Source organism: Halomonas sp. TG39a (assembly GCF_000744395.1).
In the GTDB taxonomy this organism is placed as follows: domain Bacteria; phylum Pseudomonadota; class Gammaproteobacteria; order Pseudomonadales; family Halomonadaceae; genus Vreelandella; species Vreelandella ventosae_B.
In genome coordinates, this window is sequence record NZ_JQLV01000001.1 from 469,464 (window position 1) to 490,541 (window position 21,078).

Sequence of the window (21,078 nt, forward strand, 5' to 3'; positions counted from 1 at the left end):
GGCCTTACCAGCGGCACCCACACCGCTTAACCGAGACCCCGCCATGAGTGACATTCACGCCCATAAGATTTTGATTCTCGATTTCGGCTCGCAGTACACCCAACTGATCGCCCGCCGCGTACGCGAGATCGGCGTTTATTCCGAAGTCCGCGCGTTTGATATCACCGAAGAAGAGATCCGCGAGTACAACCCCAACGGCATTATCATGGCCGGTGGCCCGGAATCCGTGACGGAACTGGACTCCCCGCGTGCGCCCCAGTGCGTGTTCGAGATGGGCCTGCCGGTGTTTGGTATCTGCTACGGCATGCAAACCATGGCCGAGCAGCTGGGCGGTAAGGTAGAAGGCTCCAACCAGCGTGAATTCGGCTACGCGCAGATTCAAATCGACGAAGACAACGCGCTGTTCAAAGACATCAAAGACCACGTAGACGCCAAAAGTGGCAAAGCCCTGCTGGACGTATGGATGAGCCACGGCGACAAGGTGGCCGAAGCGCCCGCCGAGTTCACCGTGACCGCCTCCACGCCGAGCTGCCCGATTGCCGCCATGGCCTGGGAAGAGAAGCAGTTTTACGGCGTACAGTTCCACCCGGAAGTGACCCACACCCTGCAGGGCCAGCGCATTCTCGAGCACTTCGTGCTGGATATCTGCAAAGCCGAGAAGCTGTGGACGCCTGCACAAATCATCGAAGACCAGGTACAGCGTGTGCGCGAGCAAGTGGGCGACCGCCATGTACTGCTTGGCCTCTCCGGCGGGGTGGACTCTTCCGTAGTTGCCGCGCTGCTGCACAAAGCCATTGGCACCCAGCTGACCTGCGTATTCGTCGACAACGGCCTGCTGCGTAAAGCGGAAGGCGATCAGGTCATGGAAACCTTCGCCAAGCACATGGGCGTGAAGGTGATTCGCGTAGACGCCGAAGACCTGTTCCTCGGCAAGCTGAAGGGTGAAAAAGACCCGGAAGCCAAGCGCAAAATCATCGGCAATACCTTTATCGATGTATTCGATGAAGAGGCCAGCAAGATCGACGGCGTCGAGTTCCTGGCCCAGGGCACCATTTACCCGGACGTGATCGAATCCGCCGCCTCCAAAACCGGCAAAGCGCACGTGATTAAATCCCACCACAACGTAGGTGGCCTGCCGGAAACCATGAAGCTCAAGCTGGTCGAGCCGCTGCGCGAACTGTTTAAAGACGAAGTGCGCAAACTCGGCCTGGAACTCGGCCTGCCCTACGATATGGTGTACCGCCACCCGTTCCCTGGCCCCGGCCTGGGCGTGCGTATTCTGGGTGAAGTGAAGAAAGAGTACGCCGACATCCTCCGCGATGCCGACGCTATCTTCATCGAAGAGCTACGCGCCTCTGGCTGGTACGAAAAAACCAGCCAAGCGTTTGCCGTATTCCTGCCGGTGAAATCCGTAGGCGTAGTCGGCGATGGCCGCCGCTACGAATGGGTCATCGCGCTACGCGCGGTAGAAACCATCGACTTCATGACCGCCCGCTGGGCGCACTTGCCTTACGAGCTCCTGGAGAAGGTTTCCAACCGGATTATCAATGAGTTGGAAGGGGTTTCGCGGGTGACTTATGACGTGAGTAGCAAGCCGCCTGCTACTATTGAGTGGGAGTGAGTGCAGAACAGGGCCGTTGATTGATCCCTAACACCGACGCATCACACGCTTCCTGCGAAAGCCTGCCGTTACCGGCAGGCTTTTGTGTTGCAAGGCGTTATCTATTTGGTGTTAATTTTGATGTTCGTTTGCTGAAAATAGGGTGAGGTTTAGCGCGATAAGTCGAGCACTATAACTTCGACCCGACCCGCTCTCACTGATGAGTGCTGTTCAAGCTTATTCTGTAAATCGTCGGCGCTGGTCGGTTTGGCTCCACCTCCGGGAAGTGTGGGAACTTGGTAGCCGGAGCCAAACCAGAATACTAGGAATAAGCCTTGTCCTTCCGCCTGCCAGTGGCCGGTATAGAATGCTTCAAGCTGACCATCAATTGCGTTCCACAATTCCCGATGCTGCTGACGCTTGGCCTCTAATGGCAACAGCAAAGCGTCGTGCTGGAAGACAATATCGGCGCGCTTATCCTGAGGCATGTCAGCCTCATTAGCAGTGAAGATTGATAGGGGCGTGAGGTGGCCGCGCAGCAATGAGACGGTCCTGTCGCGGCACTTATTCTCGGTGTGCGGGAGACCACCATCAGTCCAGTACAGGTCGATCTCATCTTCTGAACTACCACGTAGTCGCCTGCCTAGCTCTCGAAGCTCTTCGGCCACGATCGCGCGCAAGTCGGCAACGCTGTTAGGTGGGCCGTCATCTAGTATCATCTTGATCTGGTCGAGTGTTGGCGGGGCATAGCTTTCGTCAACCTGCTTCTGCCACTGCTCTGCAGAAACTATCTGCAGAGCCCATGTGTAATCATCCCTAGGCGCGTCTTTTAAAGTAGTAAGTGCCGTAACGGCTTTAGTTGAAATATCATTCCCTAAACGAGTGATCAGTGTTCGGATGTATTGCGATGCGTCCCATGGGTTTGTATCCCCAGTTGTTACGCCCACTGGTCGATTAACTTCGGGCCATTGCTCTCGAAAGGTTGCTATCATCCAAGTGAGCTGATCAACCGTTAGGAACGTGCCAGTTTCCTTATTATGCCTACCATGCCCAGCACGAGCTTGGAGGTGCCACAGCAACTCGGGCTCGATCACATCGCCCAGCCCCTCTTTTGCCGCTTCGAAATCGATGAGCAGGGCTACTGCTTCCCAATTCCGTCGCCGCTCGTCGCTAATCTCTCGGCGCTGTCGGTCAGCTATCAGCAAGCGCAACACATCACGGCGGTTGGTTCGCAGCAATCGGTCGATCATCTCTATCTCTGCCTCGCTCGACATATGGGGATAGCGGGCTAGCCAGTTTTCGGCGAGATCAGTGCCGAAACCACCATCATCGCTTCGCATGAACGCCCCAAGGTGATCCACATGCTGAACCTGCCGCCTCAACTGAGGCTCTATATAGAGCCGCATCACCTGCTTCCATCGTTCGCGCCGCTTCAATTCGGCTTCGATTTTGGGGGCAAGTTCATTCAACCCGTCTTGATCGCCGGTCGCCCCATTCCAGCACTCGAATAGGCCTGCGGCTAGCCGCTCACTGCTAACACTTTCAAACGGCTCACCTCGCGTGCGTACTCGCTCGGCGAGTGCTGCGACGATGATATAGGCTGCAGGATAAAATTCACTTTGGGCGTAGCTCCGAGCAATCTCTCTAGCGCTAGGTCTAGGCGGACTAGCCTGCATAAACGCCTCGAAGCCTTTCATCGCGGCTGCCGCGATCTCCTCCCCAAGCCACTCGGCAACACGCTCGTGTGCTGGTAGGTCGTCGCTAATCTCTTGGAAACAGTTGAGGTATGCTTTTGCAGGCGGGAGGATTCGGCTAAATTGGCCCGACTTGACCTCTTCGATATTCGCAAGATAGTTGCTGCGACGCTTGGCGAATTTGGCAGTCTGCTTCTCCCTGCGTTGTCGTTTGTTTTCCTCTTGCTTGCGCTCCCAGTTCGGAATCTGTCTCTCTGCTAAGCTATCAATCCAGGTAAGCAGGTCAGGCCGGTGCTTCGCGAAGGGCTTAGACGCTTCACGCAGTGCCTTACCCTCCTTTCCCCAAGGGCGGCCAAGCATAATAATTTCTCGCCAGCGTTCGTCGGTGCGGTCATTGGGATCCAGCGATTGGAGCAGGTGAATAATTTCGCCCTGTGTGGGATACAGGTCGATGACCCCCTGTTGGAGTCGCCAAGCTCTCTGCCATATATTTTTGTTGCCAACTTTGTCAATTAAGGCGTGCCGTTGGATCGCTTGGCGTACCGACGGATTAGCCTTTAGCCACTCTCCTGTTTTTTTACCTTGGTCACGTTGGTAGGAGGTTTGCTCCCAGAAGGGTTCGAGCCATTGCCATAGCCGCAGCGTTTCGACTGGCCTGCCATCTTTGAGGCGCTTGAGTACAAGGGCATATTGAAGATCGGTCAAGTCGTTTTCTTCGATCCCCGCATGCTCGGGCAGAAGCGAGACTGCCTGAGCTGCGAAGAGGTCAAGCAAACCGTCCAGCCGAGCTATAGGTACATGCTTAGCAAGGCGATAGAAACCAAAGACAGTAGTGCTCTCGGAGTCTGCTCTAATCGGGCATACCGATAGCCCATCGCGGGCAAGGATAATCGCTACAATTTGCTCATCGTTGAAAGTATCTACGCCGATGTCATCAAGCAGCTCATGCGCGAGCCGAAGGGAGTCAGTCCGCACCTGCAGCCTTAGCTGTTCAAGCAGCGCGGGCCAGTTCTCGTCACCAAGTGCAACCAGTACCTGAGCGCTTTCATGCCGTATACCGTACGGCTCGGCCTCATCAAGCATGAGATCGCGTAATAACGTGCGTTGGTTCTCAGCCGTTGGTGCGCCTTTGAGTTGCTGCAACAAGAATGCCCTTAGTCCGAATTCGGCCCCAGAGTTACTAATTACGCGTACAACTTCACTCATCAGAGGCGGTGTTACCAACGCCGCCGCGCGGTATTCCTGCCAGCCGCTGAATCGAGGATTATTGGCAGAGAGCCGTTCAATTGCTGTGAATAACCGCCGCGCCTGCTCGGGCGCTAGTGCCTCCGCGTCGCCATACTCGACTACTCCCATTGGATCTGCGTCTATAACCGCATCTGCTAATTGCGGATCGCGTGCCAGCCAGGCGTGGAGACCGCGCAGCGAAGCGGGCACTAGCCCGTGCGACTGGAACAACCTGAGAAGACGTTGTCGCTTCGCTCGCGTATCGGCCCGCGCGGCTAGCCAGCGCGCGCCAACAAACTCACCGATGCGGCGATGGGTGTAGGTCAGGCCGTCCAGATCGGTTGCGAAAAGTTTTGTGTTTGCCGCCAACTTCACGTGGCCGTTATCAAATGCTTCAACCTCTGCCAATGGCAGTGCCTTGTCAGTGGGATGAATCGCACCGCTCGGTTGATCGGTGATGCGTGCATTGCTCGTGAGTATCAGAGCTGAAAATGCTGCGCCCGCCGCATCAAGAACCGCGTCATGGGGCAGCTCGTTTTTCAGAGGGTTATGCTCTTTTCGGAGTGTTTCGATTGCATCCTCGAAAAGATCACTGCTGGTCGTCGGCAACTGCCGATCTTCAGGCAGGGCGGCTACCAGCTCTAGTGTCTGTGGATTTCCAAGGAAATCGAGGCCGAACCGCACGAAATGATCGAGCAGCGTCTGGGCACGCTTCGCGTTGCCGATAAGTTGAGTGAGCAGTTCATGCTGTTCATCTTCGTCGAGTGGTTCTAAGTGCACTTCCAGCGGTGCCACATCGTCATATTGGTCGGCAATCGCCTGTGCTGAGATAGCAGCACGCCAATCCGCCACTCGGCAACTGAGAATGAATGGGGGGTAGTCGAGTTCCCCTAGCTTTCGCAGTACTAAATCGACCGCATCGCCGTCGGATTGAGAGGAAACCTCATCGAGCGCGTCGATAACTAGACGTTCATTGTCGCCGAGAAGAGTCTGTGGACGCGGCTTATTAATCAATTGCTGAGCGCGGCAGAAAGCGTTGCCACCTTTCGCGCTTAGCTCCTTAAGTAATTGGGTCTTCCCCATACCAGGCTCGCCAAGCACGACGATAGGTTCACGGAGCATAAGCAGGTCGTCTTGCTTCAGTTGGTGCTGACCACTTTGGTCGGCAAACCACAGTTTTCTCTGAAAATAGCTCACGCGCGCACTCTCTTATTCAATTGAACACCACCGCTAACCCCTAGCCTATCATTTGTTTTCGCGAGATATAGGAGCATAGCTATCATGTCGCGACGCAAAGCTTAATACGATTATCTTGAAAGCGCTCAGAAAGGAAGCCTCATTATTGCGCCGTGGTTGTTGTGGTTTCTGGACACGCTGAAAGAGGCGCTCGAACAGGCTCTTTTAAGGATTGGCCGTGTGTTAATGAAAGCCACCTCCTGGCAGCGTCATGCGACCACCGTGCTGAACGAACGGCAAATCAAGGTGCTGAACCGCTTATTGGATACAGCAGGAGAGGAATTTGCGCAGGGCATCAATGCGCGTAAGTACCAATCGTTGGCCAAAGTTAGTAAAGCCACCGCAACGCGGGATTTGGCAGAACTGCTGGAGAAGGGCTGCCTTTCCAAACTACCCGGCGGTGGGCGTAGCACGCGTTATTCGGTGTTACTTGGGCAAACTCATGAAGGCACTCAGTAAGTAGTGGGCTTTGTCAGTAAGACCATATCGCTTGCATTGAAAACCGACCTATAGCAACTGAATGCCTTTGCCTCAAAACACTTTGAAGGTAACTCAGCCGCCGTATGCTTTACTATCTGCAACTGTTATTCACGGAGGAAGCATCCATGGCCATAGGCGGCTTGATAGGATTATTGGACGACATTGCCGCATTGGCGAAGTTATCCGCAGCATCACTGGACGATGTGAGTGCCGCTGCTGGGCGTGCGACGGCGAAGGCGGCCGGGGTGGTGGTGGATGATACGGCGGTGACGCCGCAATATTTGCAGGGGGTGGCAGCGGAGCGTGAACTGTCGCTTGTGAAGCAGATCGCGCTGGGGTCGATCCGCAACAAGCTGATTTTTATCCTGCCGGTGGCGCTGCTGCTGAATCACTTTTTGCCGTCGCTATTGCCGATCATCTTGATGGTGGGCGGTACCTACCTAGCCTTTGAGGGCGCGGAGAAAGTCTGGCATAAACTTTCCGGCAAGCATGTCGACGACAAGCCCGCGGTTGAGAAAGGGCCGGAGGCTGAGAAAAAGATCGTAAGTGGCGCCGTTCGTACCGACCTGATTCTGTCGGCTGAAATCATGGTGATCGCGCTGGCCACGGTCTCCCATCAGGGGTTCTGGTCCCAGCTGGCGAGCCTGGTGGTGGTCGCGTTTTTCATCACACTTCTGGTGTATGGCGTGGTCGCGCTGTTGATCAGGATGGATGATATCGGCCTGAAGCTCGCCCAGCGGGATAGTTCGAGCATGCAGACCCTGGGCCGTGGGCTGGTGACGGCCATGCCCAAGGTGCTAGCGACCATCTCGGTCGTGGGCACCGTCGCTATGCTCTGGGTGGGTGGGCATATCCTGATGGTCAATCTGGGTGCCGATGGCACAGGTTGGTTCAACGCACCCTATGAGTGGGTACACCATATTGAGCTAGGCATTAGCGAGGCAACCGGTGCCTTGGGCGGCACGCTGGGCTGGAGCTTCAATACGCTGTGCTCTGCAGTAATTGGCTTTTTGGTGGGCTCGGTGGTGGTGGGGGGGGGGCACCTTATGCCTACCAAGAAGGCGCATGCTAAATAGGTGCACGTTGCGAATAAGTAAGCAGAAATTTCGATTAGCCCCGCCGTTGCCGTAACACCATCACTCCCGCGATTAAGATCATGCCCATACCCAGCCAAGTCATGGCATCGGGCACTTCGCTGAATAGCAGGTAACCCCAAATACTGGCAAAGATGAGGTAGGCGTAATCAAAGGTGCCTATCAACGCCGAAGGGGCAATTTGATAAGCCCTTGCCACCCCGGTATTCACAATGATCAGCAGTAGCGCGTAGGCGCCCACGATCAATAACGCTTCGGCGTCTAGCGGTTGCCAACCGGCGAACAGGAACGGCGCGCGTTCGGCGAGTGTTGCTGTGCTGTGGATTGCGACCAGCACACTGAAGAGAGTGCCTGCTGCCAGGAAGGCTAGATTTAATCCCAGAGTGAGAAGTAAGGGGTGTTCTCTTTGGCAGTGGTGGCGAGTGACCAGCATGGCTAGCGCATAAAAGAGGGCGGCAAGCACGGGTAGCAGTGTGGCGGGTGTGAAGGTGTCGCCGTCAGGGCGCAACACCACCACCACGCCCAGGAATCCGCAGAGTATGCCCAGCCACGCCTGGCGTGAAAGATGCTCGCCCGCCCCAAAAGCAGCCAGCACGGCAATAAACAGCGGCGTGGTGTAAATGGCGACCGCCGCCACCGAGAGTGGAACCAGCGGCAGTGCTGCGTAGTAGGCTATCCACATCAGCAACAGAAGCAGGCTTCTTATCGCCACCCAGCGGCGTGCTTTTACCTTGGGGCGGGGGCCTGAATGACCAATGATCAATCCAAAGAGTATCGGCAGCGATAGTGTTGAGGCGATGACATAGAGTTGCCATAGCGACATACTGGCACTGAGATACTTAACCAGGGCGTCGGTCAACGCCAGCAGAAAGACAGCCCCCACGATAAGGCTGATGCCCTGTAGGATATTATCTTGTGGTTCAGCGGTGGCCTTCATTGCAGCGTTCCAGATATGAATTCCGCTCTAGAATGCCGCTGCCTCTAGCAGTGCTTCAAACGACTTCTGCGTCACAATGCATGAGCTCAGATTATGGATAACTTCATCAAGTCTCTTCCACCGCTGGCGACGCTGCGCCCCTTTGAGGCTGCCGCCAGGCTTGAAAGCTTTTCGCGCGCGGCGGATGAGCTCCACCTGACCCAGGCGGCTATCAGCCGACAGATCCGTGCTCTGGAGGAAGACCTCGGCGTGATGCTTTTTGAGCGCCGTAATCGCAGTGTGTTTCTTACCCGCGAGGGGCACGAGTTTGGCCGTACGGTTTCCCAGGCGTTGGAAAGCGTCGCCACGGGGGCTCAGGCGCTGCGCGGCGCCCCGGATGATAAGCGCGTCGTGTTGTTCTGCCAGTTATGCGAAGCGTTCTATTGGCTGATGCCACAGCTGGCTGACTTCAATCGTCGCTATCCTGAAATTGAGATACAGCTGGCGACGTCGACAAGGCCGATTACCGAATTTAGTGGCAACTTCGACATTGCGCTGCAAACCAACGGTAGGCCTAGCGGGAGCCATCAATTGGTGTTTACCGCCGAGGACGAGATATTTCCGGTCTGCAGCCCAGCTTATTTGAAAGGGGCCACTACCCCGTTGAGCCTCAACGCTTTGCTGAATCAGCGGCTACTCCACCACCACGCTGACCCGGCGGATTGGCTGGAGTGGGATGGCTGGTTTCGTGCCATGGGGCACTTTGAACTCTCATCAGCAGAGAGTGCTGTTTTCGATAGCTATCCGCTGCTGCTGCAAGCGGCTATCGCGGGGCACGGTATCGCCTTGGGATGGCGGCGCACAACGCAACGATTAATAGAAAATGGCGAACTGATCCGCCCGGTGGCCGAGAGCTTGCCCCAGCACGATGCCATCGCCCTATACACACGCCAGGGCGCGCCTAAACGCCCAGGCAGCGAAGCATTATTGGGTTGGCTGCGTGAGGTGTTGGGTGATGAGCCGAATATAAATTTTAATCGGCTCAAAATATGATCTTTATCATCGGTGTAATCGGCTCGTGTGGCGCTGGGAATAGCACCACCATGACCGTTGCAAACGGAAGGTTTATAACGGCCTCCTCAGCGAACTAGCTCTCTGACGAAAGCATCGTCCACGTGCTTTCTTTATGTATTCGACATGCTATTTTGAATGTACATAGAGCGCCGCTGCGCTTACCACATGCGATAGGAGGTCGAGCTCTGGGCATGATGACGATCAGCAGCATTCCTGAGGAAGTACACAACGCACTGAAAGCCCGCGCCAAGAAAAATCAACGAGAGCCCAATTGCGATGGTGACTTATGCGTTATAGAGTTGCCGTTAAAAAGAGTAAAGACAACATCAATAGTAACGACACATATACACATTTACTATTTTTAGGAGGTACGGGGCCGAAACGGTTCTCCCCTTTAGTACCTGGTAATAATAACATCAGTAATAGCATTATAGGTGTCGCAATGGGAACGAAGAAAATCAACATCCACCATCCTGTTGCATTGAAATCATTTAATCTACGTGTACAAAAGATAACTCCCATCACTGAGACCATAATTGTTACAAAAATCATGAATAGACTCAGTGCGTTATGCCACTCAGGATAGTAAAGACTCCATAGAACATTGCTGGCAGCACCTATTGCCGCCCATATAATAAAGATAAGCAGCGAATATTTTAAAAAGCGCAACCTCCCTAATCGGCCGCGACTATTCAAAATATCCAAGCTAAGCCCTGGCTTTTGAGCTTTGCTATAGTTTAAATCTGAGGAGTGTGCAGGTTGGTTCATAAACTTCCATGTTAGTTTTAATTTATTGTAAACGCTTTAACCACTCCCCGCCACTATCAACACCATCGCCATAATTGAAAACACTATCCCCTTTACAACGTTGCCGCTAAACCTTGCCTGGGCACCAGTGATCCAAACACGACGGGAATCACTGGGTACATCGACACAATCACAATGCTGATAATGGCTACAGGCCCTCCCGCGATAACACATACAGCGTTAGCCCTAATGCGCTGATACTGCCCGCCGAGATTGCCCAGTTAATGGATTCTTCTACTCTGATAGGTGGTAGAGCTAATGGTTGTTTCCGCCTGGAAAGATGCCAACTTTAAACGCGCTCTGGTATCCAATGGACACTCGTATCCGCTATATCAGATCACGCTACCGAGGGGCCTGGATTCAGGTTGAGACACAGGGGGCTAAGCTACTCTGCGGCTGAGGCAATGTTTGTCCACTGAAACAAGAAATCCGCGATCTTTTCTTCAATCTGGCTTTCGACGGTTTGTAACCGGAGTAAGGGGATATTGCTCTTCTGCAGAATGCTGTTTTTCAAAGCATCTCGTTCAACCTGCTGTAGTTTGTCATGATCCCCGCCATCGACCTCGATCACCCCCAGCGGTGTCTTTCCTACCCTGAAATAGATCACGAAATCGCAACTTGCGCGGTTTTCCATGAATTCTCTTTCGCGCGCCGTCAAGGCTTCGTTGGCCGATGAAGCGAGTTGAATAAGTGCGACCTGGGAGTGGAACATCATTGACTGATATGCTTTCTGGAACAAGGTATCACGCAGTATCCGCGCCACGATCTGTTCAGACTTGAATTGTGAGTCGCTGGCCAGCAGCCTAGCGTTCAGTCTTTCCAGCGACTGGTCGTACTCCTCATAAAGTAAGTCGAAGGCTGAAACAACAGGAGCACGGTGGATCTGCTTTTCATCGGCGTAGTACTCGATGTAACGCATCAGTGCGGCAATGTGCCCATTGCTTGCGGCAAATACATCATCACCCGTCACCAAGGTGAATTTATTTTTGGCTCTGGATACCGCCACATTGACCAAGTGAGGGTCATCCACAAAGCTTAGACTGCTCTGGCTACCATGTTTCTTGTCCAGTACGGTGGAAAATACTATCTCGTCGCACTCCCGGCCTTGGAATTTGTGCACGGTGTTCTTGGCGAAATCAGCGGGCAGGTGAGTGCGGGAAAGAGAAACCTGTGCGTTGTAAGGCGCAATAAAACCTCTGCCATTCTCGCTATCCCATTCGCTCTCACCAGCCCCTTCGAGCTTATTGAGTAAGGAGTCCAGTTCTCTGAGATTCGCGTTATTTCGTGCGTGGTTTCCCTTGGCGGTGACGAGCAGCGTCAACGCCTTCTCGCCGTTGTCTTGCGTCATCGGGATGAGCTGGTTGCCATAAAACTGCTGGTTACAGAACTGGATGATTTTAGGGTGACACCGGTAATGCTCTTTCAGCAGTGTCATCGGGATCGATTCGTTGAAAACGCTGACGCATGAGTCGAGCAGGCTGTACTTTTCGCAATCGTAAAATTCGGAGGGAGTGGGGATACCTAATGGCGTTGGAATGTGCGGGAGCTGCTTTCTGTCGCCAACGATGATCAGGTTTCTCGCGCATCCCAGCGCCAGGATTCCAGGAACAATATCCTGTTGGGAGGCTTCGTCGATGATGACATAGTCGAGAATCGCACCCTTGCCGAGCGAGTTGACGATAGAGTGCGTACTGCTACCAATGATTGGGTAACGCTGTAAAAACTCATCGAAATTCCGGCGGTAGTTATCTGAATTGAAAGTCCCCTGGCTGGGAGTATGTTGGTGAAGATGGTGTTTTAGGTACGCCATAGAACTGGACGTTAGATCATTCAGCAATGTCTCGAATTGACCGCGCTGCAGTTCTTCACGATAAGCTGTTAACGCCGCTTCTTTCTCCAGAAGAGCCTTGTCGTAATAGTGACGCTGTAATGTATAGATTGCGGACTTGCGCTGTTCCCACTCATCGAAAGGTTTTATGCGCAGAATTTTAAAGTTGAGCAGTAGTTTAATTCGGTCTTTGATACCGATACGCCGCTCGGCGAGTTGGTTTAAGTACGCCAACAGATCCGTTGTTTGTTGCGGAGACAACTTGTACTTATCTAGGTCGGTGGACGCTTCCACGCTATTTTCGTGCTGCCATTGCAACAGGTAGCGACGTTCAATGGTCAGTTCGTCGATTTCAGCTTGCAGCCGGGCCACCGCATTCTGAGCATGCAAGTACTGCCTTAGATGTTGTAGAAGAGCCTGGATATGCTCAATGTCGGGAGCAGGGGCAGGGGAATCCAATGGCGGGGTGGATGCGCTGGCAAAAAAGCTCTCGCGGTTCTCCTTGCTACCCAGCTTGGCTACCAAATAACCCAGCCCGACTTTATCTAATTTCTCGTAGACGTTCTCCACGGCGGCATTGTTATTGGACAAGAGGGCAACGGTTTCTCCACGGTGCAGGATATTAGCGATGATATTTAATATCGTCTGCGTCTTGCCTGTGCCTGGAGGGCCTTCGATTAGACTGATTTGTGAAGTGAAAGCACGCTCCACCGCCTCCAGCTGGCTTTCATTAATCCCGAAAGGGTAGATAACGTTTCCTGCGGGTTCTCGCGGTTGATTGCTCCCGCTACAGTAAGCGTGCAGCGCAGTCTCAGCGTGAGGTAGAATCTGATTCAGTTGGCGAAGCACATTTTCGGCAATTGGTTTATCTTTTGGTGCCGCTTGCTTGACTCTTTCGTTTGCTAAAGAAATGAAATATTGGAATATCGATTCATCCTTCATCGCCGTTTTTGGTAAGACTTCAATGTCGTCTATATTCATTACGTAGGCTTTTGGATTTCCGGGATATTGAATGACGGCACATTTGTTACCGTATAACACGAGCTTCTCGACGACGCTAAATACTGTGCTCCCCTTTTTTACGACAAGTTGTTCATGCAATTCCTGGGTAGGAATGATCTCGCACTCGCGAAGTGGGCGGGAGTAAGACTTGCCAGAGGGGAAGTAGCAAGTCAGCGTTAGAGCATCCCATGTAGCCCCTTGCCTTATCTTCCAATCGTTGATCTGCCTAGTTTTGTTTTCACCGTTTACATAGATGGAAACCGTCGATTCTTTATGCATCTCTTACCTAAAACGTAGAAATATCAAGCATGGTATCAGAATACGTATCCAATGATTCGATATTCCCGAAGGATGCTATCTTGACACTATCGTCCACATTAGAAAACTGACCCAGTGCCAGTAGGCTGCACGTTTCATTCAGGTCACAGCATTGGATGCGACCCAGAACGTTATGCGGTTACTCAGGAATAGCTGTATTGCGAATATGAGTAGCCATTGCGTTGAGTATAACGGTATTGGCCTCCTGGCTATATGGGGAAGGAATCGTATAGAAGCTGAGTGCCATCAATGTCATTCCTGCTGCGGTTGGGCAAGGCATATTCTGGCCCAACCCAAGAAGTGACTTCCAACCCCAGCGCTGAAGAGCTGAATAAATGGATAAAGCGCCAGTGTGTTTAAATAAATTGAATTAGACTACAAAGAGGAGTAGCAGCAAAGTATGATTGGTTCGGGCTTATTGGAGGTGTTCAAAGTTTGAATGATCTTGTAAACACGCTTCAACAACTGCTGGTCAATATCCTGCTTGTTGTTCAGCATCTGTACGCCCACCTCGAATGTTACTGTAATACCAAGGGAATGATATGTTTCACATCTTGAAAGAACTTTACTGGTTCCGCTCAAAGAGCGAGCCGCGCATGGATCGGCACCGCTACTGGCTGGCTGCCTACCTGTTATTGAGCTTACAGATAGGTAGTGCTCTTCTCTTGCTCCAAGACAATTTCTTATGGGACATGGCACCACGCTACTATAATGACGTCTTTTTTTGGGAGGGCTATTTCACTCCGTACGTATCCATAGATCTCGCGTTGATTGTTCTGCACATCGTCGTGGGTATCAATGCCTTCGGTCGCGTTTGGGGTAGCCTCGCCGGGATCGGCACCTACTCATTAGGGGCTATTGCCTTAATGATCAATTGGGCGTCATCGAACCGTATAGAGGAGTACTTAGGGTACCCGCTACTATTGATAGGAGTGCTGGCAATCATTGGCATCGTGGCACTGTTAATGGGGTTCACGTTATGCACTCTCCGCGACGTCGAACCGTCACATGCGCTCATGCGTCAGCGCCCGGATATGCCTGCGGAAAAGCAGTTGGACTGCCTGGCCTTCTTGCGTCGCTACCTGTTTGCCCATTTGGTGATCAGCGTAATGGGCGTCGCAATTAGCGGCATCATGGTTTGGCGTTTGAACAACCTATCAGTGATGGATTACTACGGGGCAGCCGAGTCAACGTTGCAGACCGGTGGCTTTTTCCTGCTGCTACTGGCAGTGTTGGGAGGTATCTGGATCCTCACGCTAATCGTCAAGCGATTAAACAGTTTCACCGATGCTACGGCGGTAATTTTCTGCTGGGGTATAGCCCTGATAGTCGTCATCGGAGGCGGTACGGTCTGGCTGGCAGTAAACGAGTTTTATGATAATAAGTGGCTGTTTCTACTGGCCAAAACAGTCGGTCTCAGCCTGTTGCCTATCAGCGTTGGCGCTCAGATTTATTTGCTAACCAAACCTTCTAAACAGTTCTCCTCGGCAGAGGCGGCAATGGTGGAGCCATCAGGGCAGGCAACTGCTACTTCACCGCAGATCGCTACCTGACGTTCCCCACCAAGCGACCATATCCAGCTTAACAAATACGCGGGCATGGTCGCTTATCATCAGAATGGCCGTTAGCAAGGGCCAGCAGGGCTGCTTTGGGCTGTCGTGCCCGATACTTACTCTTATTGGTGCTCTTACCCAGCCGCTTTGTGCTCTACTATCTGCACCTGTTATTCACGGAGGAAGCATCCATGGCCATAGGCGGCTTGATAGGATTACTGGATGACATTGCCGCATTGGCGAAGTTGACCGCAGCATCATTGGACGATGTGAGTGCCGCCGCTGGGCGTGCGACGGCGAAGGCGGCCGGGGTGGTGGTCGATGATACAGCGGTGACGCCGCAATATTTGCAGGGGGTAACAGCGGAGCGGGAACTGGCGATTGTGAAGAAGATCGCGCTGGGGTCGATTCGCAACAAGCTGCTTTTTATCCTGCCGGTGGCGCTGCTGCTGAATCACTTTTTGCCCGCGCTATTGCCGATCATCCTGATGGTGGGCGGCACCTACTTGGCCTTTGAGGGCGCTGAGAAGGTCTGGCACAAGCTCTCTGGTCAGCATGACGACGATAAGCCAGCGGTAGAGAAGGGGCCAGAGGCCGAGAAACAGATCGTGGGTGGCGCCATTCGTACCGACCTGATTCTGTCCGCCGAAATCATGGTGATCGCGCTTGCCACTGTCTCCCATCAAGGGTTCTGGTCGCAGATGGTTAGCCTGGTGGTGGTCGCGTTTGTCATCACACTTCTGGTGTATGGCGTAGTGGCGCTGTTGGTCAGGATGGATGATATCGGCCTGAGGCTCGCCCAGGGGGATAGTTCGGGAATGCAGACACTGGGCCGTGGTCTGGTGACAGCCATATGCCTAAGGTGCTAGCGACCATCTCGGTCGTGGGTACTGTCGCCATGCTCTGGGTGGGTGGGCATATACTGATGGCCAATCTAGGTGCCGATGGTACGGGTTGGTTCAACGCGCCCTATGAGTGGGTACACCATATTGAGCATGGTATTAGCGAGGCAACCGGTGCCTTGGGCGGCACGCTGGGTTGGAGCTTCAATACACTGTGCTCTGCGGTGATTGGCTGTTTGGTGGGCTCGGTGGTGGTGGGCGTGGTGCACCTACTTCCTGTTAAGAAGGCGCATGTCGAATAGGGTTTACGCCGGTGTTTGCGGTGGTGCTTTTTAACGGCTCAGAGCACTGAAAGTGTCGGGATCAGTGAACTCTGTTGGCTCTCCCTCTCGTGCATCTTGGCGAAGCGTTCTTATGTCGCGCGCAGGGGGCGCGCCAAACAGCCGAGAATATTCTCGACTGAATTGCGACAGACTCTCGTAGCCAACCGATAAAGCGACGGCGGTGACACCGCCAGATTCAGTGAAGAGTATTCTGCGCGCTTCATAGAGTCTGATCTGTTTTTGATACTGAAGAGGCGACAATCTAACCGTCGCTTTGAAGCGTCGATGAAAAGCTGAAGGGCTCATATTTACTGTCGCCGCAAGCTCCTCAACCCGGAATGCCGTTGCGTAATTTTGGCGAATCCATGTGATAGCACTCCGGATTTGGAAAAAGCGATCATCGATGCCTGCTATTTGTCTTAGCACCGCACCTTGTGGGCCGCGCAGCATTCGATACAGGATCTCACGTTCGATGAGAGGCGCGATTAAGGCTATATCCTCCGGCTGATCGGTAAGGCGAACCATCCTGTACCAAGCATCAGCAAGATCGTCACTCACGTGGTCAATGCAGAAGCCTCTCGTCTCAGACATGCTCAAAGGACTATCAACCTTGCATAACATCTCTGTGACTAAAGCTCGGTCGAGAGATAGGCGCAAAGCCAAGTAGGGAGTGGTCGGACTCGATTCTACGACTTCTCCAATCACGGGCAGCTCGACGGATGAAATAAAGCTTTGTCCTGCCTGATAGTTGACGACTTGATCTCCGATGACAATCCTCTTGCTACCTTGCAGGATCAGGCTAATCAGGGGCTGATAGATCTCAGGAAAAAGCTCGGTCGGTGCGCAAACCCGGAGAATATCCAAACGCGGGATATGAGTTTGGGTAAGAACGGATTTCGCACGTTTCTCTACAAGCGATCTGAGTTTTTCAATCGAATTATTCATGTCATTACTTCTAGCATGGCTTGCATGGCGCATCCATGAATTAAGCAGGAATGTGCAATTTATAGGCTGGAATAGACACGCCACCGTTTAGGTGCACTGTTATAAATATTGACGATCCCGTTGGGCTCTTTCATGGACGCTCTAGCGTTACAGCCCTGTTTATTTTCACAACTTCACGTCTTACAGAAAGGGAATACGCTATGGAAATTAAAAATTCGGTAGTCCTTGTGACGGGGGCTTCATCAGGCATTGGTGAAGCGACAGCTCGCGCGGTCGTTCAAGCTGGCGCGCGTGCTGTGTTGTTGGCGAGACGTCAAGATAGGCTCGACGATTTGGCGATAGAGCTGGGAAATGATGTTCTTGCCTTACCCTGCGACGTCACCAACCCAGTCGAGGTTACAAAAACTGTCCAGATTGCGCAGGGGAGGTATGGTCGAATCGATGTCTTGATCAACAATGCAGGACAGGGGCTATATGCCTCGATTGAAGACATCGCCATTGAAGATTTTCGGGGACTGCTCAATCTAAATACAGTTGCACCACTGATTATGATGCAAGCGGTGATCCCTCTTATGCGCAAACAAGGAGCCGGATGCATCGTCAATGTTAGCTCGGGCGCGACTTTAGCGACTTACCCCGGTTCGGCTGCTTATACGAGCTCAAAGTCAGCACTCAACATGATCTCGAAAGTTGCACGGCTTGAGCTGGAGGATGCAGGCATCACCGTCTCGTTGATACACCCTTTCATGACAGCGACCGAGTTCTATGGCTCGGTGAAATCAGGCCTGAGCACCGCACAGGAGCAAGAAGATGGGGCTACTTCGATAGCTCACCCACCGTCATTGGTCGCGCAAATGATCGTCAACCTTATCAGGACTGGCGATGAAGAGACTGATCTCGTCCCGAGAGAATATGGTGGAAGTTTCGAGGGGTAAAAGGGCCACTAAAGCAGCGGCATAGAAAAGCGCTGCGTGAGGAGGGGTATGGGGTTTGTGCGCAATCACTTTACTGCTGAAAAGATCGTGAACAGGTTCTAAGGGGTCAGTCAGAGACGCCCTCGCAGTTGTCGTGATACAGCGGGGCATCGGTGCCCAACACTAGGCGCTTGGTGGCGTGATTGTAGTAGAAACGACCGGACTCGGCGCTTGAAAGCTCATAGTCGCCGCACACCCCATAGCCCTTGTTGACTTGCGTCAAGTGGGAAATTTCGGCCGGTGCCTGACTGTCGAGGCGTTCAGATATAGTCGCGGCGATGTGGGCATCACGCTGGGCCTCGGAATAGGCCTGGCTACCGAATACCAGGCCAGCAACGACGAAAATGGCGACGACGGGAATCCATAGGTTATGCATAGAGTGTCCAGTTAGAGGATATAAAAGTGCATGAATTCGGTAGAAAAATTATTTAGCTGGATAATAACTTTTTGCCCAGCCAATTTCATTGGTTGGCGAGTAGTTGGTTTACACGAGGATCCGCGCCAACTTTACGGCACTAAACAGCTTTATGTAGTGGTTCACTGATTCCGGACACCCATCGCCCCAGCACGATGCTATTGTCCTATACACACGTCAAGGCGCACCTCAGCGCCCAGGCAGCGAGGCGTTATTGGGTTGGCTGCGTGAGGTGTTGAGTGATGAGCAGATTGCTGAAGCGATAGGCTTGGCGCTAGATGAAGTGGCTGAGCTGCGTGTTGAAGGTAAGCGCTGATCTGGCTTTTATTACGTATCTGGTTTTCGTGCATAGCGCATCGAAAGAAAGGGCAGTCCAATTGGCTGCCCTTTCTGAAGCATCGCATTTCGCTATCTAAACCGTTTATTAAGGCATCCGTCGAAAAAACGTCTGCGAATACACCGGCTCTAGTTTCTACGGCATCTTGGGTTAGGCTCCACCGTAGTGCCTCCAATTTGCTTTTGTGTTCTGCCGAGGTGTGGAACACATTATGACTAGCCCTTGAGCCGAATAGGCACCGTGATAGGCTCATTTTCTGCTCTGCAGGCATGGAGCACGCTTGTCGATAAATTCTTCATATCGGCTGCCAGCGTGACGGCCTTGCGCTCCTTCAATCCATCAAACGCCTCGCGGATAGCCCTGGCTCAAATGTGACATCAACGTATTCTGGCACGTCTGCGTACTTCACGTGGATTAAGGGAAAGCGCTGGGGATCACCTTCAAGCCTTAATTGCATAACCCAAGACAAAGGATCCGTTATGCCATACAAAAAGCTCTTTTCGGTCAGTGACAGCGGTGAATCGTATAGTCGGGAGGTAGAGAACGCATTGATGTCTTTATAACCCGCACTGCGATCAATCATGAGTTGATCCTGTTGATTTTCAAGCACCAAGCGCCATTGGTTGGGCTCACTTTCGAGCGGAATTGTTTTTGCTGTTGCCTCGCCCCTGGTTATCTCTTGGGGCGTATCGGCTAGTTCGATAAAAAGCTGCTCTTCCACCGTATAAGTACGGTAAGCAAGCGTTGCCGATACGCCGTGGATAGCACCCCAGTCGACTTCATTCCACCCCAATGGCTTCAGTCTTATCTCGATGGTCACGCCGTCGGTATTTCTTACTCCTTGGAGGACATCGGTGGTCAACAGAGGGAACTCGATTTTCTCTCCTTGAGCATCCGTCAGCGTTAGCTCGCTTAAGCTTGCGTAGCCTGGCGTTTGATGATCTTCGATATTAAAAGGCACTCTGAGTATCAGCACATTGTCTCCTTCATCGATTCTATAGATCGCTTGGTCGCGATCAGGAAAGAGTGTTTCGATATCATCAGTCGGCTGGGTATTATTTAGGGGCGCTTTAGTCTCGACCTGAGGAAGCGTGTACTCGAACTCGTAAGTTGTGGGATCGTCCTTGAGACTAGTAGGCAGTCCGGAAGAACTGAAGCGCAAAAGGTCGAGGAAGTTCTCGCCGGTAGCGGTATCGTCGGGTAGGGCCGTTACATATAGGAGTAAATGTCTTGGCACCGTCCGCTCGCCATGATGAACGGCTTGCTCAATAAAAAGCGCCAGCGACTCGAGCCAGCCGGTATCGCGGTTAATGCGTATGCGGCCATGTGATTCGACAAGGTTTGCCGTTACTTCACTTTCATCGGCTCCAACGGGTAAAACCACCGGTTGCGTATGCTCCGACGCGCTGATATCGGCAGTGATCCATTCGTCAGTTATCTCAGTTACCGTCAGTGTCATTTCAGGAAGCGACGGCAAACCATTTAAAGCGGCCGTTGCACCCACCTCCAACGGTAGTGAAGTTATTAGGCCAGGAATGCTGAGTGCCTGTCCCACTTGCTCAGAAGTGAATGCGTCTTGCCGCGAATTTATTGTCTTCCAGAACGCGCTGTTTTCTGTATTGGGTGTGGCGTTACCATCGCTGGTTACTTCAAGACCAAAATCAGTTTCCATTGTACTTGCGCTGGTAAGCTCGCGCTCTTTAGACCGGTTACTTTCATACAGCACGTCACTGACACCCGAGGTGATTCGTAGAAAACGTGGCTCGATGTTTAGGGTAAGCGCATGGTTGTTTCGTGTCCTGAGGCCGTAGCGAGCGATATTTTCGATAGCTAGCTTATCGGTGATAGTATCCGAGGCCCCTGTGCCAGAGCGCATACCAATATAGTACTGGCGCTGTGAACCATCTTCCGGCTCTAAACTGGTCGCATAACTTGGTTTGCCCGCCACTAGTAGTATCACTGTGAAAGCCGCTGAAAATAACCTCGCCGTATATCTTATATGTTCTTTGTTCATAAAATTTCTTAAATTAGTGTTGGGGTTTAAGGGATCACGTTATTAGAGTGACGTAATATATTAGATAAATTATAATTTATCATCTCGTGTTGACGGTGAAGAGAAGCTCATCAAGCTGAAAAACGAAAACACCACCGAACATGCTGAACAACGTCATGAGCTGGAAATGATGCTAGGGCAGGTGGGGGACTGGGGGAAATACGTGTTGGTTGGTGGAGCCGCGAATGGTCGGCTCGTCTGGAAAATACGAATGGCAAACACACAGGTAGAGTATTACCCCGTAGTTAAGAGCTCGGCCTATTGGCTGTGGAGTTTAAACATTTTTAAATGCGCTCACTCATAGTGTGCTATATCGCTTTTTGATAAACCTTATGTCCACCCAACTTTTTTCTTGAAGCT

General features: G+C 52.5%; 15 protein-coding genes. 8 read left to right on the forward strand and 7 right to left on the reverse strand.

Features of this window, described 5'->3' with window-relative positions; translation table 11 throughout:
- Positions 1-43: 43 nt before the first annotated feature.
- Positions 44-1,621 carry a glutamine-hydrolyzing GMP synthase gene (gene guaA / locus U738_RS02160; protein WP_035576859.1) on the forward strand — a complete coding sequence of 526 codons (1,578 nt, stop codon included), beginning with the start codon at positions 44-46 and terminating at the stop codon, positions 1,619-1,621.
- A gap of 149 nt (positions 1,622-1,770) precedes the next feature.
- On the opposite strand, the gene U738_RS02165 is transcribed toward guaA, so the two are convergent.
- On the reverse strand, positions 1,771-5,718 hold the full coding sequence (locus tag U738_RS02165) for a hypothetical protein (RefSeq protein ID WP_035576861.1): 3,948 nt from the start codon (positions 5,716-5,718) through the stop codon (positions 1,771-1,773).
- Between the two features lie 225 nt (positions 5,719-5,943).
- On the opposite strand from U738_RS02165, the gene U738_RS02170 reads away from it, so the two are divergent.
- Both U738_RS02170 and U738_RS02175 read left to right on the forward strand, forming a co-directional pair.
- Positions 5,944-6,216, forward strand: a complete 273-nt coding sequence (locus U738_RS02170; protein WP_231896758.1) for a DeoR family transcriptional regulator — start codon at positions 5,944-5,946, stop codon at positions 6,214-6,216.
- A 146-nt stretch (positions 6,217-6,362) separates the two neighbouring features.
- Positions 6,363-7,313 carry a DUF808 domain-containing protein gene (locus tag U738_RS02175; protein WP_035583080.1) on the forward strand — a complete coding sequence of 317 codons (951 nt, stop codon included), beginning with the start codon at positions 6,363-6,365 and terminating at the stop codon, positions 7,311-7,313.
- Between the two features lie 34 nt (positions 7,314-7,347).
- Here the strand turns inward: U738_RS02175 and U738_RS02180 are convergent, their stop codons facing one another.
- Entirely contained in the window at positions 7,348-8,268 is a 921-nt protein-coding gene (locus tag U738_RS02180; RefSeq protein WP_035576863.1) for a DMT family transporter, read from the reverse strand.
- Between the two features lie 93 nt (positions 8,269-8,361).
- Between U738_RS02180 and U738_RS02185 the strand changes: the two genes are divergently transcribed.
- Positions 8,362-9,300: a LysR substrate-binding domain-containing protein gene (locus U738_RS02185; RefSeq protein WP_035576865.1), complete on the forward strand. Its 939-nt coding sequence runs from the start codon at positions 8,362-8,364 to the stop codon at positions 9,298-9,300.
- Positions 9,301-9,612: 312 nt separating this feature from the next.
- On the opposite strand, the gene U738_RS22825 is transcribed toward U738_RS02185, so the two are convergent.
- Positions 9,613-10,089 carry a DUF805 domain-containing protein gene (locus U738_RS22825; protein WP_081899018.1) on the reverse strand — a complete coding sequence of 159 codons (477 nt, stop codon included), beginning with the start codon at positions 10,087-10,089 and terminating at the stop codon, positions 9,613-9,615.
- Between the two features lie 424 nt (positions 10,090-10,513).
- Positions 10,514-13,237 (reverse strand): AAA domain-containing protein, encoded by a 2,724-nt coding sequence (locus tag U738_RS02190; RefSeq protein ID WP_035576868.1) that lies wholly within the window; start codon positions 13,235-13,237, stop codon positions 10,514-10,516.
- 635 nt (positions 13,238-13,872) lie between these two features.
- Here U738_RS02190 and U738_RS02195 point away from each other — a divergent pair.
- The 3 genes from U738_RS02195 to U738_RS23690 all read left to right on the forward strand — a co-directional run bounded on the left by U738_RS02195 (position 13,873) and on the right by U738_RS23690 (position 15,973).
- Entirely contained in the window at positions 13,873-14,829 is a 957-nt protein-coding gene (locus U738_RS02195; RefSeq protein ID WP_152561118.1) for a hypothetical protein, read from the forward strand.
- Between the two features lie 191 nt (positions 14,830-15,020).
- Positions 15,021-15,698 carry a DUF808 domain-containing protein gene (locus tag U738_RS02200; protein ID WP_231896757.1) on the forward strand — a complete coding sequence of 226 codons (678 nt, stop codon included), beginning with the start codon at positions 15,021-15,023 and terminating at the stop codon, positions 15,696-15,698.
- Complete coding sequence (locus U738_RS23690; protein WP_231896756.1) at positions 15,683-15,973, forward strand: DUF808 family protein; 291 nt, start codon at positions 15,683-15,685, stop codon at positions 15,971-15,973. The genes U738_RS02200 and U738_RS23690 overlap by 16 nt, the downstream gene beginning before the upstream one ends.
- Before the next feature lie 30 nt (positions 15,974-16,003).
- Here the strand turns inward: U738_RS23690 and U738_RS02205 are convergent, their stop codons facing one another.
- Complete coding sequence (locus tag U738_RS02205) at positions 16,004-16,939, reverse strand: AraC family transcriptional regulator (RefSeq protein ID WP_035576873.1); 936 nt, start codon at positions 16,937-16,939, stop codon at positions 16,004-16,006.
- A 200-nt stretch (positions 16,940-17,139) separates the two neighbouring features.
- On the opposite strand from U738_RS02205, the gene U738_RS02210 reads away from it, so the two are divergent.
- Entirely contained in the window at positions 17,140-17,874 is a 735-nt protein-coding gene (locus U738_RS02210; RefSeq protein ID WP_035576876.1) for an SDR family oxidoreductase, read from the forward strand.
- A gap of 106 nt (positions 17,875-17,980) precedes the next feature.
- On the opposite strand, the gene U738_RS02215 is transcribed toward U738_RS02210, so the two are convergent.
- Both U738_RS02215 and U738_RS02220 read right to left on the reverse strand, forming a co-directional pair.
- Positions 17,981-18,289: a hypothetical protein gene (locus tag U738_RS02215; RefSeq protein WP_035576879.1), complete on the reverse strand. Its 309-nt coding sequence runs from the start codon at positions 18,287-18,289 to the stop codon at positions 17,981-17,983.
- Between the two features lie 707 nt (positions 18,290-18,996).
- Positions 18,997-20,679, reverse strand: a complete 1,683-nt coding sequence (locus U738_RS02220) for a hypothetical protein (protein WP_152561119.1) — start codon at positions 20,677-20,679, stop codon at positions 18,997-18,999.
- Positions 20,680-21,078: the final 399 nt, after the last annotated feature.

Coding starts and splice junctions, on each gene's coding strand:
- guaA (WP_035576859.1), top strand. CDS start 44: ATGAGTGACATTCACGCCCATAAGATTTTGATTCTCGATTTCGGCTCG.
- U738_RS02170 (WP_231896758.1), top strand. CDS start 5,944: ATGAAAGCCACCTCCTGGCAGCGTCATGCGACCACCGTGCTGAACGAA.
- U738_RS02175 (WP_035583080.1), top strand. CDS start 6,363: ATGGCCATAGGCGGCTTGATAGGATTATTGGACGACATTGCCGCATTG.
- U738_RS02180 (WP_035576863.1), bottom strand. CDS start 8,268: ATGAAGGCCACCGCTGAACCACAAGATAATATCCTACAGGGCATCAGC.
- U738_RS02185 (WP_035576865.1), top strand. CDS start 8,362: ATGGATAACTTCATCAAGTCTCTTCCACCGCTGGCGACGCTGCGCCCC.
- U738_RS22825 (WP_081899018.1), bottom strand. CDS start 10,089: ATGAACCAACCTGCACACTCCTCAGATTTAAACTATAGCAAAGCTCAA.
- U738_RS02190 (WP_035576868.1), bottom strand. CDS start 13,237: ATGCATAAAGAATCGACGGTTTCCATCTATGTAAACGGTGAAAACAAA.
- U738_RS02195 (WP_152561118.1), top strand. CDS start 13,873: ATGGATCGGCACCGCTACTGGCTGGCTGCCTACCTGTTATTGAGCTTA.
- U738_RS02200 (WP_231896757.1), top strand. CDS start 15,021: ATGGCCATAGGCGGCTTGATAGGATTACTGGATGACATTGCCGCATTG.
- U738_RS23690 (WP_231896756.1), top strand. CDS start 15,683: ATGCCTAAGGTGCTAGCGACCATCTCGGTCGTGGGTACTGTCGCCATG.
- U738_RS02205 (WP_035576873.1), bottom strand. CDS start 16,939: ATGAATAATTCGATTGAAAAACTCAGATCGCTTGTAGAGAAACGTGCG.
- U738_RS02210 (WP_035576876.1), top strand. CDS start 17,140: ATGGAAATTAAAAATTCGGTAGTCCTTGTGACGGGGGCTTCATCAGGC.
- U738_RS02215 (WP_035576879.1), bottom strand. CDS start 18,289: ATGCATAACCTATGGATTCCCGTCGTCGCCATTTTCGTCGTTGCTGGC.
- U738_RS02220 (WP_152561119.1), bottom strand. CDS start 20,679: ATGAACAAAGAACATATAAGATATACGGCGAGGTTATTTTCAGCGGCT.